This window comes from Pseudomonas peradeniyensis (genome assembly GCF_014268935.2).
Lineage (GTDB): Bacteria > Pseudomonadota > Gammaproteobacteria > Pseudomonadales > Pseudomonadaceae > Aquipseudomonas > Aquipseudomonas peradeniyensis.
On the sequence record NZ_JABWRJ020000004.1, the window covers coordinates 777,799 to 800,016 of the forward strand.

Annotated in this window: 32 protein-coding genes; 10 read left to right on the plus strand and 22 right to left on the minus strand. The window is 64.7% G+C overall.

All coding sequences use genetic code 11. The features are described 5' to 3' along the window. From sctS to sctU, 3 genes are read left to right on the plus strand one after another with little or no spacing between them, the layout of a single operon-like run. A complete protein-coding gene (sctS, locus tag HU751_RS24085) occupies positions 1-267 on the plus strand; it encodes a type III secretion system export apparatus subunit SctS (RefSeq protein ID WP_186735002.1) in 267 nt (88 codons plus the stop codon). Then, positions 264-1,052, plus strand: a complete 789-nt coding sequence (gene sctT / locus HU751_RS24090) for a type III secretion system export apparatus subunit SctT (RefSeq protein ID WP_186735005.1) — start codon at positions 264-266, stop codon at positions 1,050-1,052. The genes sctS and sctT overlap by 4 nt, the downstream gene beginning before the upstream one ends. Beyond that, positions 1,049-2,095: a type III secretion system export apparatus subunit SctU gene (gene sctU, locus HU751_RS24095; RefSeq protein WP_186735007.1), complete on the plus strand. Its 1,047-nt coding sequence runs from the start codon at positions 1,049-1,051 to the stop codon at positions 2,093-2,095. Before sctT ends, sctU begins: the two co-directional genes overlap by 4 nt. A 107-nt stretch (positions 2,096-2,202) precedes the next feature. Here sctU and HU751_RS24100 read toward each other — a convergent pair whose 3' ends face one another. The 13 genes from HU751_RS24100 to HU751_RS27145 are packed head-to-tail and all read right to left on the minus strand — an operon-like array spanning position 2,203 to position 9,339. Next, on the minus strand, positions 2,203-2,379 hold the full coding sequence (locus HU751_RS24100; protein WP_186735009.1) for a hypothetical protein: 177 nt from the start codon (positions 2,377-2,379) through the stop codon (positions 2,203-2,205). Beyond that, entirely contained in the window at positions 2,376-3,011 is a 636-nt protein-coding gene (locus HU751_RS24105; protein WP_186735011.1) for an HrpE/YscL family type III secretion apparatus protein, read from the minus strand. The genes HU751_RS24100 and HU751_RS24105 overlap by 4 nt, the downstream gene beginning before the upstream one ends. Beyond that, positions 2,990-3,604: a SctK family type III secretion system sorting platform protein gene (locus HU751_RS24110; protein WP_186735013.1), complete on the minus strand. Its 615-nt coding sequence runs from the start codon at positions 3,602-3,604 to the stop codon at positions 2,990-2,992. Before HU751_RS24110 ends, HU751_RS24105 begins: the two co-directional genes overlap by 22 nt. After that, on the minus strand, positions 3,601-4,314 hold the full coding sequence (gene sctJ / locus HU751_RS24115; RefSeq protein ID WP_186735015.1) for a type III secretion system inner membrane ring lipoprotein SctJ: 714 nt from the start codon (positions 4,312-4,314) through the stop codon (positions 3,601-3,603). The genes HU751_RS24110 and sctJ overlap by 4 nt, the downstream gene beginning before the upstream one ends. A 28-nt stretch (positions 4,315-4,342) precedes the next feature. After that, positions 4,343-4,681 (minus strand): type III secretion system inner rod subunit SctI, encoded by a 339-nt coding sequence (sctI, locus tag HU751_RS24120; RefSeq protein WP_186735017.1) that lies wholly within the window; start codon positions 4,679-4,681, stop codon positions 4,343-4,345. Continuing rightward, positions 4,678-4,899, minus strand: coding sequence for a hypothetical protein (locus tag HU751_RS24125; protein WP_186735019.1), 222 nt, complete (start codon positions 4,897-4,899; stop codon positions 4,678-4,680). The genes sctI and HU751_RS24125 overlap by 4 nt, the downstream gene beginning before the upstream one ends. Further along, positions 4,896-5,246 carry a YscG family type III secretion system chaperone gene (locus tag HU751_RS24130; protein WP_186735021.1) on the minus strand — a complete coding sequence of 117 codons (351 nt, stop codon included), beginning with the start codon at positions 5,244-5,246 and terminating at the stop codon, positions 4,896-4,898. Before HU751_RS24130 ends, HU751_RS24125 begins: the two co-directional genes overlap by 4 nt. Positions 5,247-5,248: 2 nt before the next feature. Then, positions 5,249-5,509 (minus strand): EscF/YscF/HrpA family type III secretion system needle major subunit, encoded by a 261-nt coding sequence (locus tag HU751_RS24135; protein WP_050704906.1) that lies wholly within the window; start codon positions 5,507-5,509, stop codon positions 5,249-5,251. 1 nt (position 5,510) lies between these two features. Beyond that, on the minus strand, positions 5,511-5,708 hold the full coding sequence (locus HU751_RS24140; RefSeq protein WP_186735023.1) for an EscE/YscE/SsaE family type III secretion system needle protein co-chaperone: 198 nt from the start codon (positions 5,706-5,708) through the stop codon (positions 5,511-5,513). Then, positions 5,698-6,600, minus strand: a complete 903-nt coding sequence (sctD, locus tag HU751_RS27090; protein ID WP_186735025.1) for a type III secretion system inner membrane ring subunit SctD — start codon at positions 6,598-6,600, stop codon at positions 5,698-5,700. Before sctD ends, HU751_RS24140 begins: the two co-directional genes overlap by 11 nt. A gap of 1 nt (position 6,601) precedes the next feature. Further along, positions 6,602-8,122, minus strand: a complete 1,521-nt coding sequence (gene sctC, locus HU751_RS24150) for a type III secretion system outer membrane ring subunit SctC (protein WP_186735027.1) — start codon at positions 8,120-8,122, stop codon at positions 6,602-6,604. After that, on the minus strand, positions 8,110-8,532 hold the full coding sequence (locus HU751_RS24155; RefSeq protein ID WP_186735029.1) for a CesT family type III secretion system chaperone: 423 nt from the start codon (positions 8,530-8,532) through the stop codon (positions 8,110-8,112). The genes sctC and HU751_RS24155 overlap by 13 nt, the downstream gene beginning before the upstream one ends. 33 nt (positions 8,533-8,565) lie before the next feature. Beyond that, complete coding sequence (locus HU751_RS27145; protein ID WP_202892805.1) at positions 8,566-9,339, minus strand: helix-turn-helix transcriptional regulator; 774 nt, start codon at positions 9,337-9,339, stop codon at positions 8,566-8,568. Positions 9,340-9,646: 307 nt separating this feature from the next. Here HU751_RS27145 and HU751_RS24165 point away from each other — a divergent pair, with 307 nt between their 5' ends. After that, positions 9,647-10,015 carry a CesT family type III secretion system chaperone gene (locus HU751_RS24165; RefSeq protein WP_186735031.1) on the plus strand — a complete coding sequence of 123 codons (369 nt, stop codon included), beginning with the start codon at positions 9,647-9,649 and terminating at the stop codon, positions 10,013-10,015. 7 nt (positions 10,016-10,022) lie between these two features. Here the strand turns inward: HU751_RS24165 and HU751_RS24170 are convergent, their stop codons facing one another. The 6 genes from HU751_RS24170 to HU751_RS24195 form a co-directional block, all read right to left on the minus strand. Further along, positions 10,023-10,607, minus strand: coding sequence for a DinB family protein (locus HU751_RS24170; RefSeq protein ID WP_186735033.1), 585 nt, complete (start codon positions 10,605-10,607; stop codon positions 10,023-10,025). Positions 10,608-10,618: 11 nt separating this feature from the next. Next, on the minus strand, positions 10,619-11,719 hold the full coding sequence (gene zapE, locus HU751_RS24175) for a cell division protein ZapE (RefSeq protein ID WP_186735035.1): 1,101 nt from the start codon (positions 11,717-11,719) through the stop codon (positions 10,619-10,621). A 223-nt stretch (positions 11,720-11,942) separates the two neighbouring features. Then, the gene (locus HU751_RS24180) at positions 11,943-13,091 is read right to left on the minus strand and encodes a PQQ-dependent sugar dehydrogenase (protein ID WP_186735036.1); all 1,149 of its coding nucleotides are present in this window, start codon (positions 13,089-13,091) and stop codon (positions 11,943-11,945) included. A 21-nt stretch (positions 13,092-13,112) separates the two neighbouring features. Further along, positions 13,113-13,433 carry a hypothetical protein gene (locus tag HU751_RS24185; protein ID WP_186735038.1) on the minus strand — a complete coding sequence of 107 codons (321 nt, stop codon included), beginning with the start codon at positions 13,431-13,433 and terminating at the stop codon, positions 13,113-13,115. Positions 13,434-13,565: 132 nt separating this feature from the next. Beyond that, a complete protein-coding gene (gene speB, locus HU751_RS24190) occupies positions 13,566-14,531 on the minus strand; it encodes an agmatinase (RefSeq protein ID WP_186735040.1) in 966 nt (321 codons plus the stop codon). 23 nt (positions 14,532-14,554) lie between these two features. Beyond that, complete coding sequence (locus HU751_RS24195; protein ID WP_186735042.1) at positions 14,555-15,634, minus strand: extracellular solute-binding protein; 1,080 nt, start codon at positions 15,632-15,634, stop codon at positions 14,555-14,557. A gap of 102 nt (positions 15,635-15,736) precedes the next feature. Here HU751_RS24195 and HU751_RS24200 point away from each other — a divergent pair, with 102 nt between their 5' ends. The 3 genes from HU751_RS24200 to HU751_RS24210 all read left to right on the plus strand — a co-directional run bounded on the left by HU751_RS24200 (position 15,737) and on the right by HU751_RS24210 (position 17,827). Beyond that, positions 15,737-16,627, plus strand: a complete 891-nt coding sequence (locus HU751_RS24200; RefSeq protein WP_186735044.1) for a LysR family transcriptional regulator — start codon at positions 15,737-15,739, stop codon at positions 16,625-16,627. A gap of 122 nt (positions 16,628-16,749) precedes the next feature. Next, on the plus strand, positions 16,750-17,220 hold the full coding sequence (locus HU751_RS24205) for an LEA/WHy family protein (protein ID WP_186735057.1): 471 nt from the start codon (positions 16,750-16,752) through the stop codon (positions 17,218-17,220). A 28-nt stretch (positions 17,221-17,248) separates the two neighbouring features. Further along, positions 17,249-17,827: a GNAT family N-acetyltransferase gene (locus HU751_RS24210; protein WP_186735045.1), complete on the plus strand. Its 579-nt coding sequence runs from the start codon at positions 17,249-17,251 to the stop codon at positions 17,825-17,827. Here the strand turns inward: HU751_RS24210 and HU751_RS24215 are convergent. Further along, positions 17,763-18,704 carry a carbon-nitrogen hydrolase family protein gene (locus tag HU751_RS24215; protein ID WP_186735047.1) on the minus strand — a complete coding sequence of 314 codons (942 nt, stop codon included), beginning with the start codon at positions 18,702-18,704 and terminating at the stop codon, positions 17,763-17,765. The two genes, HU751_RS24210 and HU751_RS24215, sit on opposite strands and share 65 nt — an antisense overlap. 86 nt (positions 18,705-18,790) lie before the next feature. Here HU751_RS24215 and HU751_RS24220 point away from each other — a divergent pair, with 86 nt between their 5' ends. Beyond that, entirely contained in the window at positions 18,791-19,699 is a 909-nt protein-coding gene (locus tag HU751_RS24220) for a LysR family transcriptional regulator (protein ID WP_186735059.1), read from the plus strand. A gap of 1 nt (position 19,700) precedes the next feature. Here the strand turns inward: HU751_RS24220 and HU751_RS24225 are convergent, their stop codons facing one another. Next, on the minus strand, positions 19,701-19,964 hold the full coding sequence (locus HU751_RS24225; protein WP_186735049.1) for a hypothetical protein: 264 nt from the start codon (positions 19,962-19,964) through the stop codon (positions 19,701-19,703). Between the two features lie 132 nt (positions 19,965-20,096). Here HU751_RS24225 and HU751_RS24230 point away from each other — a divergent pair, with 132 nt between their 5' ends. Further along, on the plus strand, positions 20,097-20,417 hold the full coding sequence (locus HU751_RS24230) for an ElaB/YgaM/YqjD family protein (RefSeq protein WP_186735051.1): 321 nt from the start codon (positions 20,097-20,099) through the stop codon (positions 20,415-20,417). Position 20,418: 1 nt separating this feature from the next. Here HU751_RS24230 and HU751_RS24235 read toward each other — a convergent pair whose 3' ends face one another. Further along, positions 20,419-21,036 (minus strand): MiaE family protein, encoded by a 618-nt coding sequence (locus HU751_RS24235; RefSeq protein ID WP_050704889.1) that lies wholly within the window; start codon positions 21,034-21,036, stop codon positions 20,419-20,421. Positions 21,037-21,192: 156 nt separating this feature from the next. On the opposite strand from HU751_RS24235, the gene HU751_RS24240 reads away from it, so the two are divergent. Further along, on the plus strand, positions 21,193-22,056 hold the full coding sequence (locus HU751_RS24240) for a universal stress protein (RefSeq protein ID WP_050704888.1): 864 nt from the start codon (positions 21,193-21,195) through the stop codon (positions 22,054-22,056). The last annotated feature ends 162 nt before the right edge of the window (positions 22,057-22,218 follow it).

Sequence of the window (22,218 nt, forward strand, 5' to 3'; positions counted from 1 at the left end):
ATGGGCAGTATCGAAGTCCTGCACTTCGCCAGCCAGTCGCTGTGGCTGGTGCTGGTCCTGTCGCTGCCGACGGTGCTGATGGCCGCGCTGGTGGGTACCCTGGTTTCCCTGGTGCAGGCGTTGACCCAGGTGCAGGAGCAGACCCTGGGTTTCGTTGCCAAGCTGGTGGCGGTGGTCGTCACCCTGTTCGTCACCGCCGACTGGATGGGCGGCGAGTTGTACCGCTACACCGATCTGGTGCTCAACCGGATTCCCTCGGTGCGATGACGGTCCAGACGCTTGAACAGATGCTGCTGGGCTTCAGCCTGATCCTGCCCCGGCTGTTTGGCTGCTTCCTTATGCTGCCGATCCTCGGCAAGCAGGTGCTGGGCGGCGCGCTGGTGCGCAATGGCGTGGCCTGTTCGCTAGCGCTGTTCATCTACCCCTGCGTGGCCGGCACCCTGCCCGCCGAACTGGACGGGTTGCAGTTGGGCCTGCTGGTCGGCAAGGAAGTGCTGCTCGGCGTGCTGCTCGGCTTCGTGGTGGTCATCCCGTTCTGGGCCCTGGAAGCCTGCGGTTTTCTCATCGACAACCAGCGCGGCGCCACCCTGGCCTCCACCCTCAACCCGCTGCTGGGCAGCCAGACCAGCCCCACTGGTGCCTTGTTGGCGCAGACACTCGTTACCCTGTTCTTTACCGGCGGCGCCTTCCTGGGACTGCTGGGGGCGCTGCTGGGGAGTTATGCCAGCTGGCCGCTGGCAAGCTTTTACCCACACATCGGCAGCCAATGGAACACCTTCTTCCTCGCCCAGCTCGACTACCTGCTGGCCCTGTGCGTGCTGTTCGCCGCACCGTTGCTGATCGCCATGTTCCTCGCCGAATTCGGCCTGGCCCTGGTCAGCCGCTTCGCGCCGTCGCTGAACGTGTTCATACTCTCCATGCCGATCAAGAGCCTGGTCTGCAGCGCGCTGTTGGTACCGTACCTGTTGCTGCTGATGACATTGGCCGAGGATCAGGTGTTCATCGCGCTGGCCAAGGTACGTCTGCTCGGCCCGTTGCTGGAGCATCCATGAGCAGCGAAAAAACCGAACAGCCCACACGAGCGAAACTGCGCGATGCACGCCACAACGGTCAGGTGGCCAGGAGCAAGGAACTGGTCTCCACGGTGCTGATCCTGAGCCTGGTTGCTTTGCCCATGGCTTTTCCCGACTACTTTCTCGGGCATCTTGGTGAGCTGATGCTGCTGCCCGCGCCCTTGCTCCACCTGCCTTTTCGCCAGGCGCTGGAGCTGATGCTGGAGCAACTGCTGCATGAGTTGCTATGGCTCACCCTGCCGTTCCTGCTGACAGCGGTACTCGCCGCCATCGCCGGCAACCTGCTGCAGACCGGCTTCGTGTTCAGCGGCCAGTCGTTGGCACCGGACCTTAAGAAAGTCAGCCCACTGGAGGGCGCGAAGCGGATCCTCTCGGTCAGGAACCTGCTCGATTTCCTCAAGTCGTCGCTCAAGGTGCTGCTGCTCGGCGCGCTGGTGCTCGGCCTGCTCAGCGAGCACCTGCGCACGCTGCTGCAGGTGTCGTCGTGTGGCATCGAATGCGTCCTGCCGTTGCTGGGCAACCTGATGGGCCAGCTGATCGGGGTCTGCGCCGTGGGCTTCCTGGCGATCTCGGCGGCCGACTATGGCCTGGAGCGCTGGCAGCATCTCAAGCAATTGCGCATGAGCAAGGAAGAGGTCAAGCGTGAACACAAGGAGATGGAGGGCGCCCCCGAGCTCAAGCGCGAGCGCCGCAAGCGCCATCGCGAAATGCAGAGTGGCACACTGCGTGCGGATGTCAGGCGCTCCTCGGTCATTGTCGCCAACCCGACCCATATCGCCGTAGGGCTGCGCTACAGAGCCGGGGAAACGCCGCTGCCGCTGGTTACCCTCAAGTACACCGACGAGCAGGCCCTGCTGGTCCGGCGAATCGCCGAGGAAGAAGGGATACCGGTGCTCGAACGTATTCCCCTGGCCCGGGCGCTGTTCGCGGATAGCTTGGTGGAGCAGTACATTCCAGGCGACTTGATTCAGCCCGTCGCCGAGGTGATTCGCTGGTTGCAGGCGCAGGAGGAGATGGCATAGGTCTACAAGAGATTGCCAAGCCCCCAGGGCTGCGCTGTCGCGCATGGAGCATGCGTTGCAATATCACCCGCTCCCACGCGTTCTTTTTGAATCACTATTGGGGATCGCTAGACCAGAATTCCCCGCTGCGGCAATGGTCGGCGCACAAGTAAGGTATCTGCGCCATCTCTCGCCGGATTTCCTGCAGGCTGGCGAAGCTGTGTCCAGAACACCTGGAGCAACGCATCGCGCTCCTGATCATCACGGATTGCTCGCTTGGCTGCGGCCAACACGGCTTCGTTCATGGCGTATCAGCCTCATCATCAAGGTGCCGTTGCGCTAGCGCCCGCTGCAACGCGGCCAACTGGCCTTCGATACTGGCATCGATCACACAGCCTGCGGTCTCCAGGCGACAGCCGCCTCGCGCCAGCCTGGCATCGGCGCATACCTCGACAGGCCCGACCTCGGGATACAGTGCGAGCACTTCATGCAAACGCTGGCGAACCTCAGGCAACTGATCGGGCCCTACGTGCAGCAACAACGCTTCCCGTGGCTGGACCTGCGCCAGCGCCTGACGGGTCGCGGCCAATGTCAGCTCGATATCAGGATATTCCCCCAGCACCTTGCACACGGCCTGGCGCACCACCTCGCTCATCTGCCGGTCGACCTGGCGATAGAAGGCGTCGCAGCGCACGCGTGCTCCATGCAGCAACGCCGCCTGTTCGACGGCGACCATTTCCAACCCGATCTCCCGCCCTAGCCGCTGATGCTCCTCGAGCACCGCATCGGCCCGGGCATCGATGTCCCGGGCACGCTGACGGGCGTTCTCGGTCAGTACGCTGGCATCGAGGTACTGCTGATAGTCAGCGCTGCGCACTACGTTCAGGCTCGGGTCGATCATGGGCCGGGCCTCATTCAATTCAATAAATGGCAACATTCCGGGCTCCTGTCTCGGGCTACCTTCAGGCAAAGGGTGCGGGCCAGGTCGCGTAGTTCATCGTCCATCGGCCAAGTCGGCACTAAGATCACGCCGGGCAGGCGCAGGTTCAGACGCCGAGCGAACCCCGAATCGACCTCGCCGCATGCCTGCAGCCAGAACGCCAGGCCACATCCGGGCAGGTACGCGTCCAGGTCACCGGCTGGCAGCGCCTGTTGCCAGCCCACAGGCCAAGGGCCGATGACGAGACGCCACTTTTCCAGGCAATAGCGCAGGCCCTGTGGGTCGAGTGCCACTTGCAACCGCGCCTGACCTGATCGGTCGAGTACTTGTCGAATGGCCTGGCCATGCAGCAGGCCACCCAAACTGGCCAATACCCGCTCCAACGCCGGCTGTGAAAACAGGGCCAGCCTACCGATTCGTTCTGGCAGGTCGAACGGCTCGCACAGCTCCAGCACCGACATCAGCCAGCCGTTGACCTCGCGACTCTCCCGCCAGTACGGTAGGGCCTGAACCATCTGATCCAGCACTTCGGGACAATGGGTCGAGTGCAGGTAATGCGCCGGGCAATAGCGAAACTGGAACTCGGTCATGCTCTCTGACGCCACCACAGGTACTGCGCCAGGTTGCTCAGCAGCAGCACCCCGAGCAGCACGCCCAGCAGCGTCACAAGGCGCCAGCGCGAGCCCTCCAAAACCTGGATCGACAACAGCGTGACATGGCGCAGGCCCGCCAGCGGTTGACGCGCCTGGTTCGACGGCACCAGCACCACACTGATCCGCTCGTAGTCCAGGCCTTCGATACTGTTGCTCAACAGCTGCTTCATCTGCCCGATGTAAAGGTCTAGCGCCGCATCCGCCGCGTGCTTGATAAAGATCGACGCCGACGCCGCGCCGGCTTGCGGACGCAGGCCGTCACGGGGCTCCGGCAACACCACATGCACCCGCGCCACCAGCACGCCATCGATCTCCGACAGGGTCCGCGACAGCTCCTGGGACTTCACATAGGTCAGCCGCGCCTGTTCCTCCAACGGCGAGGAGATCAGGCTGTCCCGGGGGAACACGTCATTGACCGTGGAGAACATCTCCCGCGGGTAGCCCTGGCGCTTGAGCGCCGCCACCGCATGGCCGATATCGGCCTCGTCGATCAGGATCTTCACCTTGCCGTCCTTGTCCTGGGCCTTCACCGCAGCGATGCCCTCGGTGTCCAGCACCGCGAGCATCTCGTTGGCTTCGCGCTGGCCGAGACCGAGGTAAAGCTCGACCCTGCACCCGCCCAGCGCCAGCACTGAAAGAAGCAGCATGCACTGCCATGATCTTTTCACAGGGCACCTACTGGGCTTTCATGAGGGTTTCGATGTTCTGCGTGGTGCGCCCCACACCCTTGGCGATCAACTCCACCTGCAGGTTGCTGCGGATCAGCGCCCAATGAGCATCCATCAACGCCACAGGATCGCCCGTGCCTGAGACCAGGTTGGCGTGCGCGCCCTGCCTGGCCTCGGCATGCTGCTGTCTGAGCAACCCGACCTGATGCAACAGTCCGTCCTCCGGGCTATCGGCAGCACCGGACAACGCCTGCTCGAACTCGGCCACCTGCCGGGCATCGACAGCCGGTGCCGACAGGGATTGCAGATCGGTGACCATCAGGGATACCTCGGCAATGCCACTCATGCTTCGCCCTCTACCGTGAAGGAGTCATTCAGCAGGTCCATCGCCATGGCGAGTACCTGCAGGTTCATTTGTTGCGTCAGTGCCAAGGACGCCTGCTCGCGGTGCTGATGTTCAACCAGGCTTGCCTGGAATTGGGCGGCGTGTTGGTCGACGTGGGCGGGCAACGGGGTCAGTGCATCTTGCATGGCAGACACCAGCACCGAGGTCAGCGGACTCATGCCACCACCTGGGCGCGCACGCCCTCGGCGAACCTGACCAGATCGGGGTCCTGGCTCTGTGTCATACGGTCGAGCCGCCGTTCCAGCGCGGCCATGAAGCCCAACTGACGCTCGCACAGCGCCAGCCATGGCCCCAGGGACGGCCAGGGCGCCTGGTTGCCCTCCGCCAACGCCTCCTCGCACCGCCCCTGCCCCATCAGGCTGGCAATGCGTATCGCACAAGCGGCCTCCATCGTCGCCGCTTCCCGGGCAAGCCAGTGCGCAATGGCCAGCGCCTCTTCATGATGACGATGCTCGACACCCAGCAGGCCCAGGCGGGCCAGCAGATTGTTCACGGAATGGTTCATGCTCAGAACTTCTGCAAAATGCTGCTGATGGTGTTCTTGAAGGTCTGGCCAAGGGTCGCGTCGACCTGGAACACGTTCGACCAGATGTTCGAACGGTGGCGCATGTCGGCCAGCAATGCGGGGTCGTCACTTTTCTCGTTGAGCTTCTGCAGGGCGTCAAGCACCGCCTTGTTGGCTTGTTGCGCCTGCTTGACCATGCCCTCGTGGACCATGTCCATGGTGTTGCTGGTGCCGTCGTAGAAGCCGCTGCTGATGTTCGTCATTTCAGTGTTCCTCCAGTTTCTCGAGTATTTTCAAGGCTGCTACAAGGGCCGCCAGTTGTTGGTGCAATACCTGGAACTCGGAAGGTGGCAGCGGCTCCGACAACTGCCTGGCACAAGCCTGCCGTGCGTGCTCCAGCACCGAGAACATTCGCGCCTGCTTACGTGGATCACGCACCTCCCGCATGAGTTCATCCATCATCTGCCGGTCTCTCCTTCAGGTTGATCAGGTAGTTCCGGCCGCCCTTGCTCAGCGTGATCGCCTGCCGATCGATCGCCAGGATGCGAATGCCGGAGGGCATCAGTGCCCCCACTGGGTAACGGCGGTTGTCGCTCAGCGTCACGTAGGGCAACCGCCCCAGCGAGACGCCTCGAACAGGGAAATCGAGTTTCGAGGGCGCAGGAGCCCTGCCCTCGTCGACCAAGCGCAATGAAGGGTGGTCGCCGAATGCCTCGCGGTACTGTCGCTGCAGGTTCTGGTAGTCCTGGAGCTGGCGCTCGCGCAGCGCTCCGCGCAGCACCAGGGTGTGCCCCTGGTCGGTCACGCTCAAGGTGTCCTCCAGGCGCCATTCGCGCAGCAGTTGCGCCAGCCGCGTCCGGGCTTGCTCCTGGGGCTGGGACGCTTGCCCGACGGGCGCTACCACCGCCGTTGGCGTGTCCTGTGCCTCAGCGTCGGCAATCAACAATCGCGTGAGCAACACGAGCAGCAAAAGCAACCCGGCACCCGGCACCATGAACCAGCCGTGGCGCAAGCCTGACCGAGGACGCTGCGCGGGAGGCCACTCGGCGAACATGTCGTCTTGATTGCAGAAGGCCCACTGCAGCGGACCGCAACATTGAGTCGCCAATGCCTGGAGTTCGGCCTGCGCTGCCACCTCCCGTCCATCCTGGGTGGGGGCTTCGCTCGCCCCCCACTCCAGCAGGCGTACGCCACCGGCCTCGACCATCAGCACCAGGTGAATGGCGGCAATGCCCGCATCTGCCAGGACCAGGTCGGCCTGGGCCGGATCGGTGCCGATGACCACCCGCCCAGGCATCAGGGACACCTCGGCGCCGGCATTCAAACCGCTGTAGACCCGCAGTTTCCAGGTCATGTCAGGCACGCTCGCCAAGCCCGGGGTCAATCAGCCTCGGCTCGATCAGAAACAGGCGCACCGAACGCCGGGTGTTGCTCGACTGATAGCGGAACAAGGCGCCCACGAAGGGAATGTCACCCAGCAACGGGACCTTGCGGATGCTTTCGCTCGTCTCGTCGCGATGGATGCCGCCGATCATCAGGCTTTGTCCAACATCGACCCGGGCCAGCGTGTCGACAACCGTGCGGCTGATGGTGGGAATGCCATCGGGCCCGGTGCTGTTGGGCTTCTGGCTGCCGTCCTCGATATGCAGGCTCAGGCTGATTTCCGGTCGATCCGTGCTGCGGATCAGGCGCGGCGTCATCTTCAGCAAGGTGCCGTAGGTAATGGCCTTGAGCTCGGCCACCCGCTCGCCCATCACCCGCACATAGTAGGTTTCGCTATGATCGATCACCGCCAGGGTGTTTTCCTGGGTCAGCAAGGTCGGTCGCGACACCACCTGGGCATGGCCTTGGCCCTGCATCAGGGTCACCTTGGCCAGTAGCCGGTTCAAGCCGCGACTATCGACCAGACTGCCGGACAACGTGGTTTGCGCCAATCCCGCTTGGGTCCGGATGTCCATCAGTTGATGCTTGCCGATTCCGAACTGCCATTCCACGCCAAGCTCATCCAGGTGCTCGGCGTTGATATCGAGGATCGTCAGAGCTACTTCGATCCGCGCCGCCGGCCGGTCCAGCGCCATGACCAGGCGTCGGTACATGGGCAGGCGCTCGGCGTGATCACGCACGATGATGGCATTGAGCGACGGTTCGGCCTGGACCACGGCCCGGCCGGCACGCACGGGCGCGCCCCCTCCCACGGACTGGCCGTCGACCGCCACCACATTGGCGTCGGCCAGCACCCGGGAAAGGAGCGTGGCCACACCGGGCACCGCCACCTTCTGGTCGCGATAGTCGATCTCGCGGTCCACGGCCACCGCATGCCGGAGCGGGATCACCTCGACGCTCAGGCTGCCACCCAGTTCATCCTGCAGGCTCGCCTGCTGCTCCAGGGCCTTGACGGTCTGTTCGACCCGATCCAGGTAACGCGGTGGCCCCGAGGCATACACCAGCCGCCCACCCGCCGCGGCACGCCAGGCAAAGCGCGAGGTCCAGCCACCACCCTCCTGGAGCGCGGCGCGCAGTTGCGGCTCGCGCACCTTGTCCAGGTGGATCAGCCGGGTCTGCACTTCGCTCGACTTGTCGACATGCAGCACCGCGCCGTCGTAGTACCAGGCCAGGTTGTAGAGCACCGCGACCTGCTCGAGAAACGCCTGCGGGTCCGGCTGCTCGAAGGTGGCGCTGACCTGGTCCCTGACCTTGTCGCTGACCACCACCGAACCTTGATAGCTGGCGGCAAAATTGGTCAGCACGTCACGCAGGTTCTCGCCCTGGGCGATGTAGTGGAACGGTTCGTCCGACCAGTCCAGCGGCTCGCCCTGGGCGACAAGACTGGCCAGCAGGGCTGCCAAACCGGTGGCAAGCGATCTCATGGCAGCCATACGCTTGCTCCCCGGGCAATCACAGGTGCTGGACCGAAACGTTGCTCACACAGACGATTCAGCAGGGCGACCTGCACCCCAAGCATATGTTCGAGGGTGTCCACATCGCCCGACGAAGTATCTACCCAAGCTTCGAGCATCAGCTCTCCCTCAGGCGTCAGCGCCAACCGCTGCGGGCAATGCGCGGCCCACGCCGTGACCATGCCCAACAGGCGCCGCAGGACCTGCTGATCGAGACCGGCACCTTGCCCAACCACTGACGATAGCGAACTGCGCACCATCAGCTGTGCGCCTCGCGGTTCAAGCCGCAGGCCATGGCCGTCGATGCACAGGTGGTAGCCGCCAGCGTCATCGGCCAGCCAGGGCGCCATGCCCAGGCGATGGGCCAACTGCGTTGCAAGTCTGTTCATGCAGGTCTTGTCCATTCGGGCTCAGGGGGATGTCTAGCGACGGGCGTCACTGGGCGTACAGCCAAAACGCCGGCGGTAGCTCTGGCTGAAATACGACTGGCTGGAAAAGCCGCTTTCCATGGCGATGTCGACAATGCTCATGCGCGTGTTCAGCAGCAGGTGATGCGCATGGACGATCCTGCGCTCGGTGATCCAGGCCCGTGGCGAGCAGTTGTAGAAGGAGCAGAACAGGCTCTTGAACGCCGTCAGGCCCAGCCCGAAAGCCTCGGCGTACTGGTCCAGGCGCCATTCGCGCAGGTAATGCTGCTCCATGAAGGCGTGCAGTCGATCGACATGGCGATTGCCCTGTTGGCGCAGGGCCGCCAGCAGCGTCCGACCTTGCGCCCCGAACACCAGCAGCAACAGCAGCTCCTCCAGGCGCAGCATCGCCAGCATTGACGAGGTCCCCTCGCCTTCGAGCGCCGCCAGGCGGGTCACACATTCCTGCGCCAAGGTGCAGGGATGAAGTCGCAGGGTATTCACGCCGGATTCGCCGCAGCGCTCGAGATGGCTCAGTTCCTGGCCGTGGCGCTGCATGAACGCCTGCACGAAATTCACGTCCAGCGGCAGCCACAGCACCTGGCACGCCTGCCATCGGGTCGCCACCAGGTAGGTGCCACGCTTGACGAACAGCAGCTCGCCGGCCTGTAGATCGATGACGTTGTCTTTTTCGCGCACGGCCAGCTCACCGGCCATGATCGCGTAGAAGCCTTCCTGACCCTGGGACGCAAAACCCGCCCCGACAACATCCAACTGCCGCCCTTGCACACACCAGTCCTCAACTGGAGAAATCCCTCTCGCACCAGGCTCACTTCCCGTAGGCCCCTTTACACACCACGTCGAAGCTCAACCGGTGTAGTCATGGCCATAGGCTACGGTGCCCTCCCACGCTTGAACGCAGGGATTGTCCTCGCATGGACAGAGGCATTTCGCCATCGTTTGTAGGAAGTTCGCCGAGCTTGGCGCACAGCAGAAAGCGAGAGACCGCCAACAGCTAAAAAATGACGACAGCCTCCAATAGTCGGGCAAGCGACGCGGTCGTTACCGTGGCGGCCCCCTCCAACGAGAATTCGCCATGCCAGGCACGAACTATGACTATGCACTGACCCAGCTGTACGCGGCCTTGAAGCTGGAGCCCCCTGTGGCCTTCGAGCTCGTCATCAGCCTGCGGGCAGGCACCCATGTGTGCAACGTGACCGAGCACCCTGCCGACCAGTTGCTGATGTTCATCGAACTACCCGCCACCGATGGCGTGTGCTGGGGCCAGCAGAACCTGTTCTGCCAGGACCTCTGCAAGCCCATGCTCGGGGTCGATCCGCTCACGGGCATGCACGTGCTGTGGAACCGCCAGCCCCTGGTCCAAATGGACCGCGCCATGGTGCATCACCAGCTGGAACAGCTGGTTCAGGCCGCCCACGACCTGGCCGACAGCGAAACGCCCTGAGCCGCGTTCAGCGCTGCGCCCAGATCTGCGCCTCGCTCCAGCCCAGGGCGGCAAAGTCCTCGGCGCGCAGCGAGGCCTCCTCCTCGCAGAAGAATTCATCCAACTGCGGAGGCCTGACCGACGTGTCACTGAGCATCGCATGTACCTGGCCACGGTGATGGATCTGGTGCTCGAACAGGTGCGACAGCAAGCGCAGGCGCGGCTCATGCTGCATCCGCTCTGGCCGCGCGATGCTGACATAACGTCCGAGCTGGTCGTCACGCAACTGCCGGCAATAGGTGATCAGTCGCTGATCGGCCTGAACCTGCTGGGCTTGCAGGTCGGTGCACGTGGCAAAAGGTTGCTCAGGCACGAAGAAGCGCTCGCCGTCAGGATCGGGCGCTTCACCACGCTGCTCGCACTCCAGCGCGTCCAGGTAGAACCAGTCCACCGTCAACAGGTGGTTGAGAGTGGCCTTGATCGAGGGGAAGAAGCTGCAGCGGGGGGCGACGAACTCGTCCTGGGTCAGTTGCAGGCAAGCCTTGTACAGGCGGTGGTTGGCCCAGCCATTGTTGTAGGCCTGGGTCAGCAGATGATGCGACAGCGGCTCCATGGTCGACTCCTTCAGGCGAAGCGTTGCAGTTGCATCTCCCGTAGCCGGCTCAGGGTCCGTTGGTACGGGAACGCCAGATACCCTTGAGTGTAGAGCGCTTCCAGCGGGACCTCGGCCTCCAGGTACAACGCGACCCGACGGTCGTAGCACTCGTCGACCAGCGCGATGAAACGCCGCACGCTGTCATCCTTGGGCGCCAGGGTCGGCAGTTCGCGGTCTCCGGCCTCGACACGGGCCGCGCCATCTTCCGTCCCACGGGCGATACGCCCGGCCTGCTGCACGCCGCCCAGGGCCGGTACATCACTCAGCAAAATGGCCGGGTAACGGTCGCACAGCGCCATGAAGTCCATGGCGGCCAAGGGCTGCTCGCACAGATCGGCAAATCGGCACCAGAGCGCCCGGTCGCTGTGGCGCACCACCTGCACGTGGCGCGAACCAATCTGAACGGCCTGCGCGCTACCGAGGTCATCCGGGCTCAACTGGTCGAACACCGTCGCCAGCGCCCCGCCACCGCCCGCAGGTGCCACCCAGTAGCGCTGCAGCTGCGCCCCCGGGTGCAGGCGATGGTCCTGCTCCCCGGCCACCGACAGCACGCGCATGTGTCGCTCGATGGCTGCGATGGCCGGCAGGAAACGCTCACGGTTGAAGCCGTCGCGGTACAACTGGTCAGGAGGCTGGTTGGAGGTCGCGACCACCACTACCCCCTGGTCGAACAACACCTGGAACAGCCGGCCAAGGATGATCGCGTCACCGATATCGCTGACGAACAGCTCGTCGAAACACAGCACGCGGATCTCGCCGGCCAACTCCCGGGCCAGGGCCTTGAGCGGGTCGGCGGTGCCGTTGAGCTGGAACAGGCGCTGGTGGACCCAGGCCATGAAGTGGTGGAAGTGCTGGCGCCGGGCCGAAAGCTTTAATGAACGGTGGAACAGGTCCATCAACCAGGTCTTGCCACGGCCGACCGGGCCCCAGAGGTACAGGCCCTGGGTCGGCATGCCCTTTGCCAGGGCGTCGAAACAGGCCTGCAATGCCGTGACGGCCGCCGCCTGGGCCGGGTCAGGAAAGAAACCGCGCTCGCTGAGCGCTTGCTGGTAGAGGGATTCTGGCGTCATGCCAGTCATGGTACGACACTTTCGCCCCCCTAGGCTTTGTACGAAAAGTGCCTGCGCGACGATCATGCTGCGTTGAAAACAGGCTCGGAATGCTCATTTGCAACCAGCAAAGTCGAGCGCGACTCCGACCGTTCCTCGCCTGTTTTCGCCTTGCCTGATCGCCGCTCGGCGACTTTTCGAACAAACCCTAGTGCGTGGGAGCGGGCTAGCCCCGCGATAGGCATCAACCGTCCTTCAATCCCACCTTCAACAAAGCCCCGTCCTTGGCATCGGTCAGCACATACACATAACCATCCGGCCCCACCCGCACATCACGGATCCGCGCCCTGAGATCGCCCAACAAGCGTTCTTCATGCACGATCTTGTCACCATCGAGCTGCAAACGAATCAACTCCTGGGTCGCCAAAGCGCCAATGAACAGGTTGTGGTCCCACGCCTTGAACGTCGGGCTGTCGTAGAACGCCATGCCGCTGATACCTGGCGACTTCTCCCACACATGATGCGGGTCGACCATGCCCTCGACGTGCTTGCCCTTGGCTTCCGGGATCGGCAGCATCGAGTAATTGATGCCATGGGTGGCGATCGGCCAACCGTAGTTCTTGCCGGGCCGCGGAATGTTGATCTCGTCGCCGCCACGGGGGCCGTGCTCGTGGGTCCACAGCTGGCCCGTCCAGGGGTTCAACGCCGCGCCCTGCTGGTTGCGGTGGCCGAACGACCAGATTTCCGGGCGCACATTATCGCGGCCGACGAAGGGGTTGTCCCTGGGTACCTCGCCATCGGGCAGGATGCGCACGATCTTGCCCTGCAGCTTGTCCAGATCCTGGGCGGTGGGCCGCTGGTTGTTCTCGCCCAGGGCGATGAACAGGTATCCGTCGCGGTCGAACACCAGCCGCGAACCGAAATGATTGCCTTCGGAGAGCTTGGGCTGCTGGCGGAAAATCACCGTGAAGTTCTCCAGACGGGCCCGGTCCTGGGACAGCTGGCCACGGCCGACCGCAGTTCCCGCCTTGCCGTCGGGGCCTTCCTCGGCGAATGACAAATAGACCGTTCGGTCCTTGGCGAAGTCCGGTGACAGCACCACGTCGAGCAGGCCACCCTGGCCTTCGGCCCACACCTTGGGCACGCCGGACAATGGTGGGCCGACCTTGCCCTCGGCGCTGACGATGCGCAGATTACCGGGGCGTTCGCTCACCAGCATGTCCTTGCCACCCGGCAGGAAGGCCAGGGCCCAGGGATTGCGCAGGCCGTCGGCGACGGTGCTGACGGTCAGTTGCCCCTCTTCACTGGGAAATTGCTGCTCGGCGGCCGCCTGGGCCAACAGCGGAAACAGGCCGGCGGCGGCCAGGGTGGTCAACCAGGTGCGTGGCGTCATGCTCGATTCCTTCGATAGGGCTCACGGCACGCGCAAGGAATCGCGTGGTGGCCGGGTGGGTTCCAGGTTCGGGGTCTGCTGCTCGCGGCGCAGGTTGTCGCCATTGCCGATACCCCGGTTGTCGAGGGTCGGCGGGCGCGGGTTGGGCTGCGTGGACGGGCCGCGCACCGGCGGCGTGGCGGGCACGCTGCCCTGGCGGCTGTTGGGGTTGGCACGCATGATCGGGCTGTTGTACGGATTGTTGCTGTCGTTGGCAGCAAGCAACGGCGCCGGCAGGGGCGCAGCCTGGAGCGGCATGGCCAGCAACAGGCCGAGGCCCAGGATTGGCAGGGTGGGGTTCATGCTTCACCTCCGGTACGAAAAGGCGCGCTCCAGGGTTGGATAGCCTAAAGCGCGCAGGGTTCGACGCAAAAGGATGAATATGGGTCCTGATGTTTCAGTATGGCCCCCTGGGGCGGCCATGCAGCCCCGGTGTCAGCCGGCTTTATCCACCTTGTGCCGCGCCGCATACAGGCACAACATCTCCATCGCCAGCGTCGCCCCGGCCAACGCGGTGATGTCGGCATGATCATAGGCCGGTGCCACCTCCACCAGGTCCATGCCCACCAGGTTGATTCCGCGCAAGCCGCCGAGGATCTCCAGCGCCTGCACCGTGCTCAGCCCCCCGCATACCGGCGTGCCGGTGCCGGGCGCGAAGGCCGGGTCCAGGCAGTCGATGTCGAAGGTCAGGTACACCGGCCGCTCCCCCACCCGCTGACGGATCGCCGCGATGATCGCCTCGGTGCCCTGGCGATGCACCTGGCGGGCATCGAGGATGGCGAATCCCTGGCTATCGTCATTGGTGGTGCGCAGGCCGATCTGCACCGAGTGCGCCGGGTCCAACAGGCCTTCGCGCGCCGCGTGCCAGAACATGGTGCCGTGGTCGATGCGCTTGCCCTCCTCGTCTGGCCAAGTGTCGCTGTGGGCGTCGAAGTGGACCAGCGCCAGCGGGCCATGCCGGCGGGCATGAGCCTTGAGCAGCGGATAGCTGATGAAGTGGTCACCACCCAGGGTGAGCATGGCGCAGCCGGCCTCGAGGATGTGCTCGGCGTGCGCCTCTATGCTGTCCGGCACCGCCGCGGGCGTGCCGCTGTCGAACGCGCAGTCGCCGTAGTCGATCACCGCCAGGTGGTCGAACGGGTCGAACGTCCAGGGCCAGTGCCGGGCCCAGGCCTGCTGCACCGAGGCGGCGCGGATCGCTCGCGGGCCGAAGCGCGCACCGGGGCGGTTGCTGGTGGCGGTGTCGAACGGCACGCCGCTGACCACCACGTCGACACCGCGCAGGTCGCGGCTGTAGCGGCGCCGGGAAAAACTGGTGATACCGGCATAAGTGCTCTCGGCTGCGGTGCCGTAGAGGCTGTCACGGGTCATGGCCTGGTCGTTGTCCTGGGCGAGATCCACGGTCTGTCTCCTGTCGTTGTTGTTCACTGGCGGCTGCGGAAGGCGGTCCACAGGCGGTTGCGCTGGCGCAGGTCGGACAACGCCATGCTGCGGTCGGCGAACAGGCGCTGGCGCACCTCGGCCGACGGGTAGATGTCCGGGTCGTTGCGGATCGCCGCGTCCACCAGCGGCGTGGCGGCCTGGTTGGCGTTGGCGAAGAATAGCGTGTTGGTCAGTGCCGCCACAGATTCGGGGCGCAGCATGAAGGCGATGAAGGCGCGAGCCGCCTCGGGGTGCGGCGCGTCCTTGGGAATCACCAGGTTGTCCTGCCAGACCAGCGTACCCTCACGGGGGATGCGGTAGATCAGCTCGAACGGCTTGCCGGCGCGGCGGGCCTGGTCGGCGGCCATGGCCGCGTCGCCGTTGTAGGTCAGCGCCAGGCACACGCTGCCGTTGGCCAGGTCGTTGATCTGGCGACCGTTGGCCACGTAGCTGATCGAGGGCTGCAACTGCTGCAACAACGCCTGGGCGGCGTCCAGGTCGGCCTTGCTCTGGCTGTACGGGTCCTTGCCCAGGTAGTTGAGGGTCAGCCCGATCACCTCCTGGGGCGAGTCCGGCATGGCAATTCCGCAGTCCTTCAGGCGGCTGGCGTATTCGGGCTTGAACAGCAGGTCGAGGCTGTCCAGTGGCACGTCACCGAGGCGCTGGCGCACGGCCTCGACATTCACCCCCAACCCCAGCGTGCCCCAGGTGTACGGCACGGCGTGGCGGTTGCCGGGGTCGGCCTCGGCCAGCTTGGCCAGCAGGTCCGGGTCGAGGTTGGCGTAGCCGGGCAGCGCCTGCGCCTCGAGCGGTTGCAAGGCGCCGGCCTTGAGCGCCCGGGCCAGTACCGTGGCCGACGGCACCACCACGTCGTAGCCGCTGCCGCCGGTCAGCAGCTTGGTCTCCAGCACCTCGGTGGTGTCGAAGGTGTCGTAGCGGACCTTGTAGCCGGTCTCCTGCTCGAACCGCGCCAGGGTTTGCGGGGCGACATAGTCGGCCCAGCTGTACAGGTTGACGACCTTCTCCTCGGCCTGCAGCGGCAGGGTGATCAGCAATGAAAGCAGGCACAACGTTCGACGCATGGCGGGCACCTCGGCGTGGGGGTGGATGCCGCCAGCATGCCTGCCGGGTTACATTGTAAAAATGGCAACTATTCAAAGCTGACATTCACCAGGACCAATGTGATGCTCGGACAACTGCACGACCCCGACCTGCACCTGCTGCGGCTGTTCGTCACTGTAGTCGAGGCCGGCGGCTTCAGCGCCGCCCAAGGCGTGCTGGGGCTCAGCCAGCCCAGCATCAGCCAGCAGATGGCCAGGCTCGAGACCCGCCTGGGCTATCGCCTGTGCAGCCGTGGCAAGGGCGGTTTCCGGCTGACCGAGAAAGGCCAGCTACTGCTCCAGGCGACCCGCGGCCTGCTGCTGCAGATCGAGCAGTTCCGCCAGCAGGCCAACGGCGTGGCCGGACGCTTGCTGGGCACGTTGCGCATCGGCCTGGCCGAGAACCAGGACCGCGAGGTCACCTTGCGCCTGGCCCGGGCCATCGCCCGGTTTCGCCAACGTGACGAGCAGGTACGCCTGGAGGTGACCTGCGCGCCACCCGCCGAGCTCGAGCGGCTGTTGCTGGAGCAGCGCCTGGACTGCGCCATCAGCTACTTCTCCGGCAACCAGGCGGCATTCGATTACCTGCCATTGTTCGAGGAACGCCAGCGACTCTACTGTGGCCAGGGGCATGAACTGTTCGACCAGGCCCGGATCAGTCGCGAGCAATTGCTGGAGGCCGACCAGGTCTGCCATCCCTACCGTTTTCTCAAAGAGGGCGAACCCTTCCTGAGCAGGCGCAGTCTGGCGGTGGCGGAACAGATCGACAGCGCGCTGACGTTGATCCTGTCGGGACGGCATATCGGCTACCTGCCCCGTCACTGCGCCGCGCCCTGGGAAGCCCAGGGACTGTTGCGGGCACTGGACCCTACACTGGATTTCGTAGTGCCGTTCACCTTGGCGCGGCACCGTGGGCAGGAGCCCGGTGAAGCGCAGCAGGCGTTCATGGAGGATCTGCGCAGTACATTCGTTTGAGTCGGGCCGATCTGCGGTCCGTCGCAGGCAAGCCCGCTCCCACAGGAACCGCACATTCCTTGATTGCGGCGCCACGCATTTGCCACACTGAGGACTCGCCCGTGTCCCGAGCCTCTATCACCATGTATGCCCGCGCCTGCCTGATTTTGCTGCTGACCCTTGGCCTGAATGCCTGCGCCCTGTTCCAGGGCCGTGACCCGCTGACTATCAGCGTGATCGGCATCGATCCCCTGCCCGGCCAGGACCTGGAGCTGCGCATGGCGGTGAAGATCCGCGTGCAGAACCCCAACGAAACCCCGGTGGATTTCAACGGCATCGCCCTCAACCTGGAAGTCAACGACCAGCCCCTGGCCGCCGGCGTGAGCGACCAGCGCGGACATATCGGTCGCTACGACGAGGCGGTGATCGTGGTGCCAGTGAGCATCACCGCCTTCGCCTTCCTGCGCCAGGCCTATGGCCTGAGCCGGGTGGAGTCCCTGCAGGGCCTGCCCTATGTACTGCGCGGCAAGCTGGCGAGCGGCCCGCTGGGCACCGTGCGCTTCACCGACAAAGGCAAACTCGACCTGCCCGCCGCCATGGGCAGCACTTGGTAGTAAGGTTGTACAGGTAAAGGAACTACCGATGTCCACCACACCCGAACTGAAAACCGCCCGGCTCTTGCTGCGCGCCCTGCAACTGAGTGACGCCGAGGCCATCCAGCAGCTTTTCCCACAGTGGGAGGTGGTGCGCTACCTCAACGCCAAGGTGCCTTGGCCTTATCCGCCGGATGGCGCATTGAGCTATCTGCGTGACGCCTGCCTGCCGGCCATGGCCGCGGGCCGCGAGTGGCACTGGTCGATCCGCCTGCTGACGCAGCCGGAGCAGTTGATCGGCAGCATCAGCCTGATGGACCTGCCAGACAACCATCGCGGCTTCTGGGTGGCGCCCGCCTGGCAGGGCCAGGGCTATATCACCGAGGCCTGCGAGGTGATCGACGCGTTCTGGTTCCTGACCCTGGGCCGCGAGGTGATGCGGGTGCCCAAGGCGGTGCCCAACGAAGCCTCCCGGCGCATTTCACAACGCGGCGGCATGCGCCTGCTGCGCACCGGGCAAGGCGACTTCGTCAGCGGTCGCCTGCCGCAGGAGGTCTGGGAGATCACTCGCCAGCAGTGGCTGGACCGACAAAGCGCACGCCGGGACGCGGACGTTCGTCCACGCTGAGCTCGAACACATCCGGCCGCGCATAGTGGCCGACCACATCGAAGTCGTAACGTGCACGCACCAACTCGTCGGTGTCGACCTCGGCGCAGAGCAACCCACGTTCACCCACCAGTGGCCCGGCGAGTACCTCGCCGAGGGGGCCGACGATCACGCTGCCGCCGTTGATCAACGGCCGGTCGGCCGGCCAGTTGGCCACCTCAATGCCCAGCGCCGCCGGTGAGTCCTGCACCTGGCAGGCACTGATGACGAAACAGCGCCCTTCGGCGGCGACATGGCGCATGCTGACCTGCCACAACTCGCGCTCATCCACCGTCGGCGCGCACCACAGTTGCACGCCTTTGGCGTACATCGCGGTGCGCAGCAACGGCATGTAGTTCTCCCAGCACACCGCCGCGCCGATGCGTCCGGCGCGGCCCTCCACCACCGGCAGCGTGGAGCCGTCGCCCTTGCCCCAGATCAGCCGCTCGGTGCCGGTGGGCATCAGTTTGCGATGCTTGGCCACCAGGCCACCTTCCGGCTCGAAGAAAAGCACGGTGCAGTACAGGGTATTGCCGCTGCGCTCGATCACCCCAAGCACAAGGCTCGAACCGGTACGTGCCGACAACCCGGCCAGCGCTTCGGTCTCGTCACCCGGCACATCGATGGCGTTGGCGAAATAGCGGGCGAAGGCTTCGCGCCCTTCGGGCAGGCGATAACCGAGCTGGGTGCCGAAGCCCTCGCCTTTCGGGTAGCCGCCGAGCAACGCCTCGGGCATCACCACCAGGCTGGCGCCGGCCTCGCGGATGGCCTGCTCGTAGCCGAGGATCTGCTCCAGGGTAGCGGCTTTGCCCTCGGGCAATGAACCGATCTGCAGGGCGGCAACGATGGATTTGGACATCTTGGGAACTCCAGTCAGGGAAAAGGTCTGGTAGATTCTCCGGCGCCCGGTAATCATGAAAAAAGCCCAATACACTACTGAATGATATTAACAACATGAATATCATCGATATCGACCTCAACCTGTTGAAGGTCTTCGAAGCCCTGCATGACGAAGGTGGCGCCAGTCGCGCGGCCTTACGCCTGGGGCTGACCCAATCGGCGGTCAGTGCCGCCCTGCGCCGGCTGCGCCAGGTGTACGACGATCCTTTGTTCGTCCGCACCGGCCGTGGCCTGAGCCCAACTCAGCGGGCCAACCAGCTCAAGCCACTGATCAGCGAAGCCCTCGGCAAGTGCCGGCAGAGCCTGGCACTGCTCGACCCACAGGCCAGCCGCTTCAATGGCCGCTCGCTGAGCCTGGGTTTGTCGGATGATTTCGAGATCGCCTACGGCCAGGCGCTGGTTGAGGCGGTACGCCGCCACGCGCCGGGACTGCGCCTGATCTTCCGCCAGACCCACAGCCAGATCGTCGCCCAGGGCCTGCTGGAGCGCAGCCTTGATTTGGCGCTGACTTCGGGGGGCTTTGCCGAGCGTCTGCTCAGCCGCGTGGTGCTGGGCGAGGGTGACTACCTGTGCCTGCTCGATCCGACTAGCCTGGCCCCTGGCCAGACAAGCCTGAGCCTTGAGCAGTTCGTCGAGCGGGAGCAGATCCTGGTATCGTCGGGCGGGTTCGTCGGAATCGTCGACGAGGCGTTGGCGGTTCTGGGGAAAGGTCGCAAGGTGTGCGCGGCCACCAGTCATTTCGCCGCGCTGGGCTATTTGCTCAAGGGCAGCGGATACCTCGCCACCCTCCCAGGCCACGCCGCAACGGCCATCGCCAGGGCCACCGGCTTGCAGGCCCTACCCTGCCCATTGCCACTGCCGCGCTATCCAGTGGAGCTGGGCTGGCGCACCAGCGGGCCGCAGGACCCGCTGGTCGAGCGGGTTCGGGCCGCGGTACTGGAGGTGTTCGCCTGACTCAGCGGTTGGCGCTGGCGGCGGCCATCATCTTGTTCACTTCACTGCGTACCAGTTGGTTGAATTCCGCCGGCGACATGCCGTCGAGCTCGGCGCGCACCCATTCGGCCCACTTGCCCTTGCGCCGCGGCTTCTCCGCGATCAGCCGCGCCGCCTCGCCCTTGGCCTTGCCCAGGTTGTTCTGCCAGTACTCGAATAAACGGGCCTTCTCCGCCTCGATCTGCGCCCGTTCCTGGAAGCTCATGTTGGCCAGATTGAAACTCATGGGGGTATTACCTGCCGCTGGAAAATGGGCGCTATCTTACACTGTAGCGACGCGCCATCGGTACGCCGCTGCAACTTTCCCGGCGCCGTGGCATCCACTGTTCAACGCCCAACCCTTCACGAGGATGTGTACATGGCCAGGAAAACCGCCGCGCAAGCCGACAACGACCAGATCAAGGATCAGGTGTTCAGTGAGTTGCAGGCCTTGATCGAAGAATCCGAGAAACTGCTCAGCGACAGTGCGTCGCTGGTGGGAGAGGAAGCAGAAGGCCTGCGCGCGCAGCTCGGCCTGAAACTGCGGCAGGCCCGCGACGCCACCGGTCGGCTGGGCCGCAAGGCGCAGCCCGCGGTCGAAGCGACCCAGGAATACATCGGGGGCCACCCTTGGCAGACCGTGGCGATCTCGGCGGGCTTTGGCCTGGTGGTCGGGTTGCTGCTCGGTCGCCGGCAATAGCTCAGGCCGCTTGTGCCATCGGAATCCCGCTGTGGAAGCGCAGCTCCTGGTCGGGTGAGGTGATCAGCCCGGCCTCCGCCTCGCGCACCTGCTCCACCACCCGGGCGATATCCGCTTCGTCACCGTACTGGTGAGCCAGCTTCAGGTAGCCCTGGTAGTGCCGTGCCTCGCTCTTGAGCAGGCCGTGGTAGAAGGTGCCGAGCTCTTCGTCCAGGTGCGGCACCAGGGCGGCGAAGCGCTCGCAGCTGCGCGCCTCGATGAAAGCCCCCACCACCAGGGTATCCACCAGCTTGACCGGCTCATGGGCGCGCACCAGCCGCCGCAGGCCCGAGGCATAGCGCCCAGCCGAAACCGGGCGCAGCGGCACGCCGCGGCGCTTCATCAGGCGCAGCACCTGTTCGTGGTGCACCAGTTCCTCGCGGGCCAGACGCGACATCATGTTGATCAGGTCGAGGTGGGTGTTGTACTTGGCGATCAGGCTCAACGCGGTGCTGGCCGCCTTGAACTCGCAGTTCTTGTGATCGATCAGCAGGGTCTCCTGGTCGGCCAGCGCCGCCTCGATCCAGGCATCAGGGGTACGGCAACCGAGGAAGGCGTCGATTTCGGGAATCAGGGACATGGCACTCACAATCACACAGGACATCGGCAGGACCGGCGATTATACCGGCGACCGTGCCGAGTGCCAGTGACTATGCTTGATACATATCAAGCGGCAGCGGCAGCAGCGCCGTCTATAGTCAGGCATTGGCCGCCATTCTGAAGGGAGTTCACGCCCATGCAAGCCGTACGCAGCATCCTTGTCGTCCTCGACCCCGAGCACGCCCACAGCCGTGCCCTGACCCGGGCCAAGCTGATCGCCGGGGTGACCGGCGCGCGCCTGCACCTGTTGATGTGCGACAAGAAGCAGGATCATGACGCGCTGCTCAGCTTGCTCAGCAGCCAGTTGCATGACGACGGTTACGACAGTGTCACCCACGAGCAGCACTGGAAGGACAACCTGCACAAGTCGATCATCCATGTGCAGCAAGCCGAAGGCTGCGAACTGGTGATCAAGGAGCATCGGCCGGACAATCCGCTGCGCAAGGCACTGCTCACTCCCAGTGACTGGAAACTGCTGCGCGAGTGCCCGTGCGCGGTGCTGATGGTCAAGAGCGAGCGGCCATGGACAGGTGGCAAGATCCTCGCGGCGGTGGATGTCGGCAACCAGGATGAAGCCCATCGCCTGCTGCATGCCAGCATCATCGACCATGGCTATGACATCGCCAGCCTGGCCAAGGGCGAGCTGCATGTGATCAGTGCCCATCCCTCGCCCATGCTGTCGGCCGCGGACCCGGTCTACCAGCTCACCGAGACCATCGAGAAACGCTATCGCGAGGCGTGCCTGGCGTTCCAGGCGGAGTTCGATATCACCGATGACCGGCTGCATATCGCCGAAGGGCCGGCGGATGTGTTGATTCCCTATACAGAGAAGAAGCTCGATGCCGTGGTGACCATTGTCGGTACCGTGGCGCGGACCGGAATTTCCGGGGCGCTGATCGGCAATACTGCGGAGGTGGTGCTGGACTCGCTGGAAAGCGATGTGCTGGTGCTCAAGAGCGAAGAGGCCAAGGCGCATCTGGCCGAGTTGGCGCGGGGTTGAAAGACGCCACGCGATCCCCTGCAGTAACAGAATATCGTGGGAGCGGGCTTGCCCCGCGATGGGGCCCTAGGCAGGCTGTGATGTTATCCGGGCTGGCCTAATCGCGGGGCAAGCCCGCTCCCACGTTGTGTGTTTCAACAGCAGAGGCGGCGTTGGGTTTCG

What these genes read in the sequence shown, in the direction of transcription:
- HU751_RS24230 (WP_186735051.1), top strand. Translation starts at nt 20,097, where the DNA reads ATGGCCAGGAAAACCGCCGCGCAAGCCGACAACGACCAGATCAAGGAT.
- HU751_RS24205 (WP_186735057.1), top strand. Translation starts at nt 16,750, where the DNA reads ATGTATGCCCGCGCCTGCCTGATTTTGCTGCTGACCCTTGGCCTGAAT.
- HU751_RS24210 (WP_186735045.1), top strand. Translation starts at nt 17,249, where the DNA reads ATGTCCACCACACCCGAACTGAAAACCGCCCGGCTCTTGCTGCGCGCC.
- HU751_RS24185 (WP_186735038.1), bottom strand. Translation starts at nt 13,433, where the DNA reads ATGAACCCCACCCTGCCAATCCTGGGCCTCGGCCTGTTGCTGGCCATG.
- sctD (WP_186735025.1), bottom strand. Translation starts at nt 6,600, where the DNA reads ATGACCTGGAAACTGCGGGTCTACAGCGGTTTGAATGCCGGCGCCGAG.
- HU751_RS24225 (WP_186735049.1), bottom strand. Translation starts at nt 19,964, where the DNA reads ATGAGTTTCAATCTGGCCAACATGAGCTTCCAGGAACGGGCGCAGATC.
- HU751_RS24170 (WP_186735033.1), bottom strand. Translation starts at nt 10,607, where the DNA reads ATGGAGCCGCTGTCGCATCATCTGCTGACCCAGGCCTACAACAATGGC.
- sctT (WP_186735005.1), top strand. Translation starts at nt 264, where the DNA reads ATGACGGTCCAGACGCTTGAACAGATGCTGCTGGGCTTCAGCCTGATC.
- HU751_RS24235 (WP_050704889.1), bottom strand. Translation starts at nt 21,036, where the DNA reads ATGTCCCTGATTCCCGAAATCGACGCCTTCCTCGGTTGCCGTACCCCT.
- sctS (WP_186735002.1), top strand. Translation starts at nt 1, where the DNA reads ATGGGCAGTATCGAAGTCCTGCACTTCGCCAGCCAGTCGCTGTGGCTG.
- sctJ (WP_186735015.1), bottom strand. Translation starts at nt 4,314, where the DNA reads ATGCTGCTTCTTTCAGTGCTGGCGCTGGGCGGGTGCAGGGTCGAGCTT.
- HU751_RS24105 (WP_186735011.1), bottom strand. Translation starts at nt 3,011, where the DNA reads ATGTTGCCATTTATTGAATTGAATGAGGCCCGGCCCATGATCGACCCG.
- HU751_RS24165 (WP_186735031.1), top strand. Translation starts at nt 9,647, where the DNA reads ATGCCAGGCACGAACTATGACTATGCACTGACCCAGCTGTACGCGGCC.
- HU751_RS24215 (WP_186735047.1), bottom strand. Translation starts at nt 18,704, where the DNA reads ATGTCCAAATCCATCGTTGCCGCCCTGCAGATCGGTTCATTGCCCGAG.
- HU751_RS24240 (WP_050704888.1), top strand. Translation starts at nt 21,193, where the DNA reads ATGCAAGCCGTACGCAGCATCCTTGTCGTCCTCGACCCCGAGCACGCC.
- HU751_RS24155 (WP_186735029.1), bottom strand. Translation starts at nt 8,532, where the DNA reads ATGAACAGACTTGCAACGCAGTTGGCCCATCGCCTGGGCATGGCGCCC.
- sctU (WP_186735007.1), top strand. Translation starts at nt 1,049, where the DNA reads ATGAGCAGCGAAAAAACCGAACAGCCCACACGAGCGAAACTGCGCGAT.
- HU751_RS24200 (WP_186735044.1), top strand. Translation starts at nt 15,737, where the DNA reads ATGCTCGGACAACTGCACGACCCCGACCTGCACCTGCTGCGGCTGTTC.
- HU751_RS24195 (WP_186735042.1), bottom strand. Translation starts at nt 15,634, where the DNA reads ATGCGTCGAACGTTGTGCCTGCTTTCATTGCTGATCACCCTGCCGCTG.
- HU751_RS24110 (WP_186735013.1), bottom strand. Translation starts at nt 3,604, where the DNA reads ATGACCGAGTTCCAGTTTCGCTATTGCCCGGCGCATTACCTGCACTCG.
- HU751_RS24140 (WP_186735023.1), bottom strand. Translation starts at nt 5,708, where the DNA reads ATGATGGATGAACTCATGCGGGAGGTGCGTGATCCACGTAAGCAGGCG.
- HU751_RS24135 (WP_050704906.1), bottom strand. Translation starts at nt 5,509, where the DNA reads ATGACGAACATCAGCAGCGGCTTCTACGACGGCACCAGCAACACCATG.
- HU751_RS24100 (WP_186735009.1), bottom strand. Translation starts at nt 2,379, where the DNA reads ATGAACGAAGCCGTGTTGGCCGCAGCCAAGCGAGCAATCCGTGATGAT.
- HU751_RS24180 (WP_186735036.1), bottom strand. Translation starts at nt 13,091, where the DNA reads ATGACGCCACGCACCTGGTTGACCACCCTGGCCGCCGCCGGCCTGTTT.
- HU751_RS24125 (WP_186735019.1), bottom strand. Translation starts at nt 4,899, where the DNA reads ATGAGTCCGCTGACCTCGGTGCTGGTGTCTGCCATGCAAGATGCACTG.
- HU751_RS24130 (WP_186735021.1), bottom strand. Translation starts at nt 5,246, where the DNA reads ATGAACCATTCCGTGAACAATCTGCTGGCCCGCCTGGGCCTGCTGGGT.
- sctI (WP_186735017.1), bottom strand. Translation starts at nt 4,681, where the DNA reads ATGAGTGGCATTGCCGAGGTATCCCTGATGGTCACCGATCTGCAATCC.
- sctC (WP_186735027.1), bottom strand. Translation starts at nt 8,122, where the DNA reads ATGGCTGCCATGAGATCGCTTGCCACCGGTTTGGCAGCCCTGCTGGCC.
- zapE (WP_186735035.1), bottom strand. Translation starts at nt 11,719, where the DNA reads ATGACGCCAGAATCCCTCTACCAGCAAGCGCTCAGCGAGCGCGGTTTC.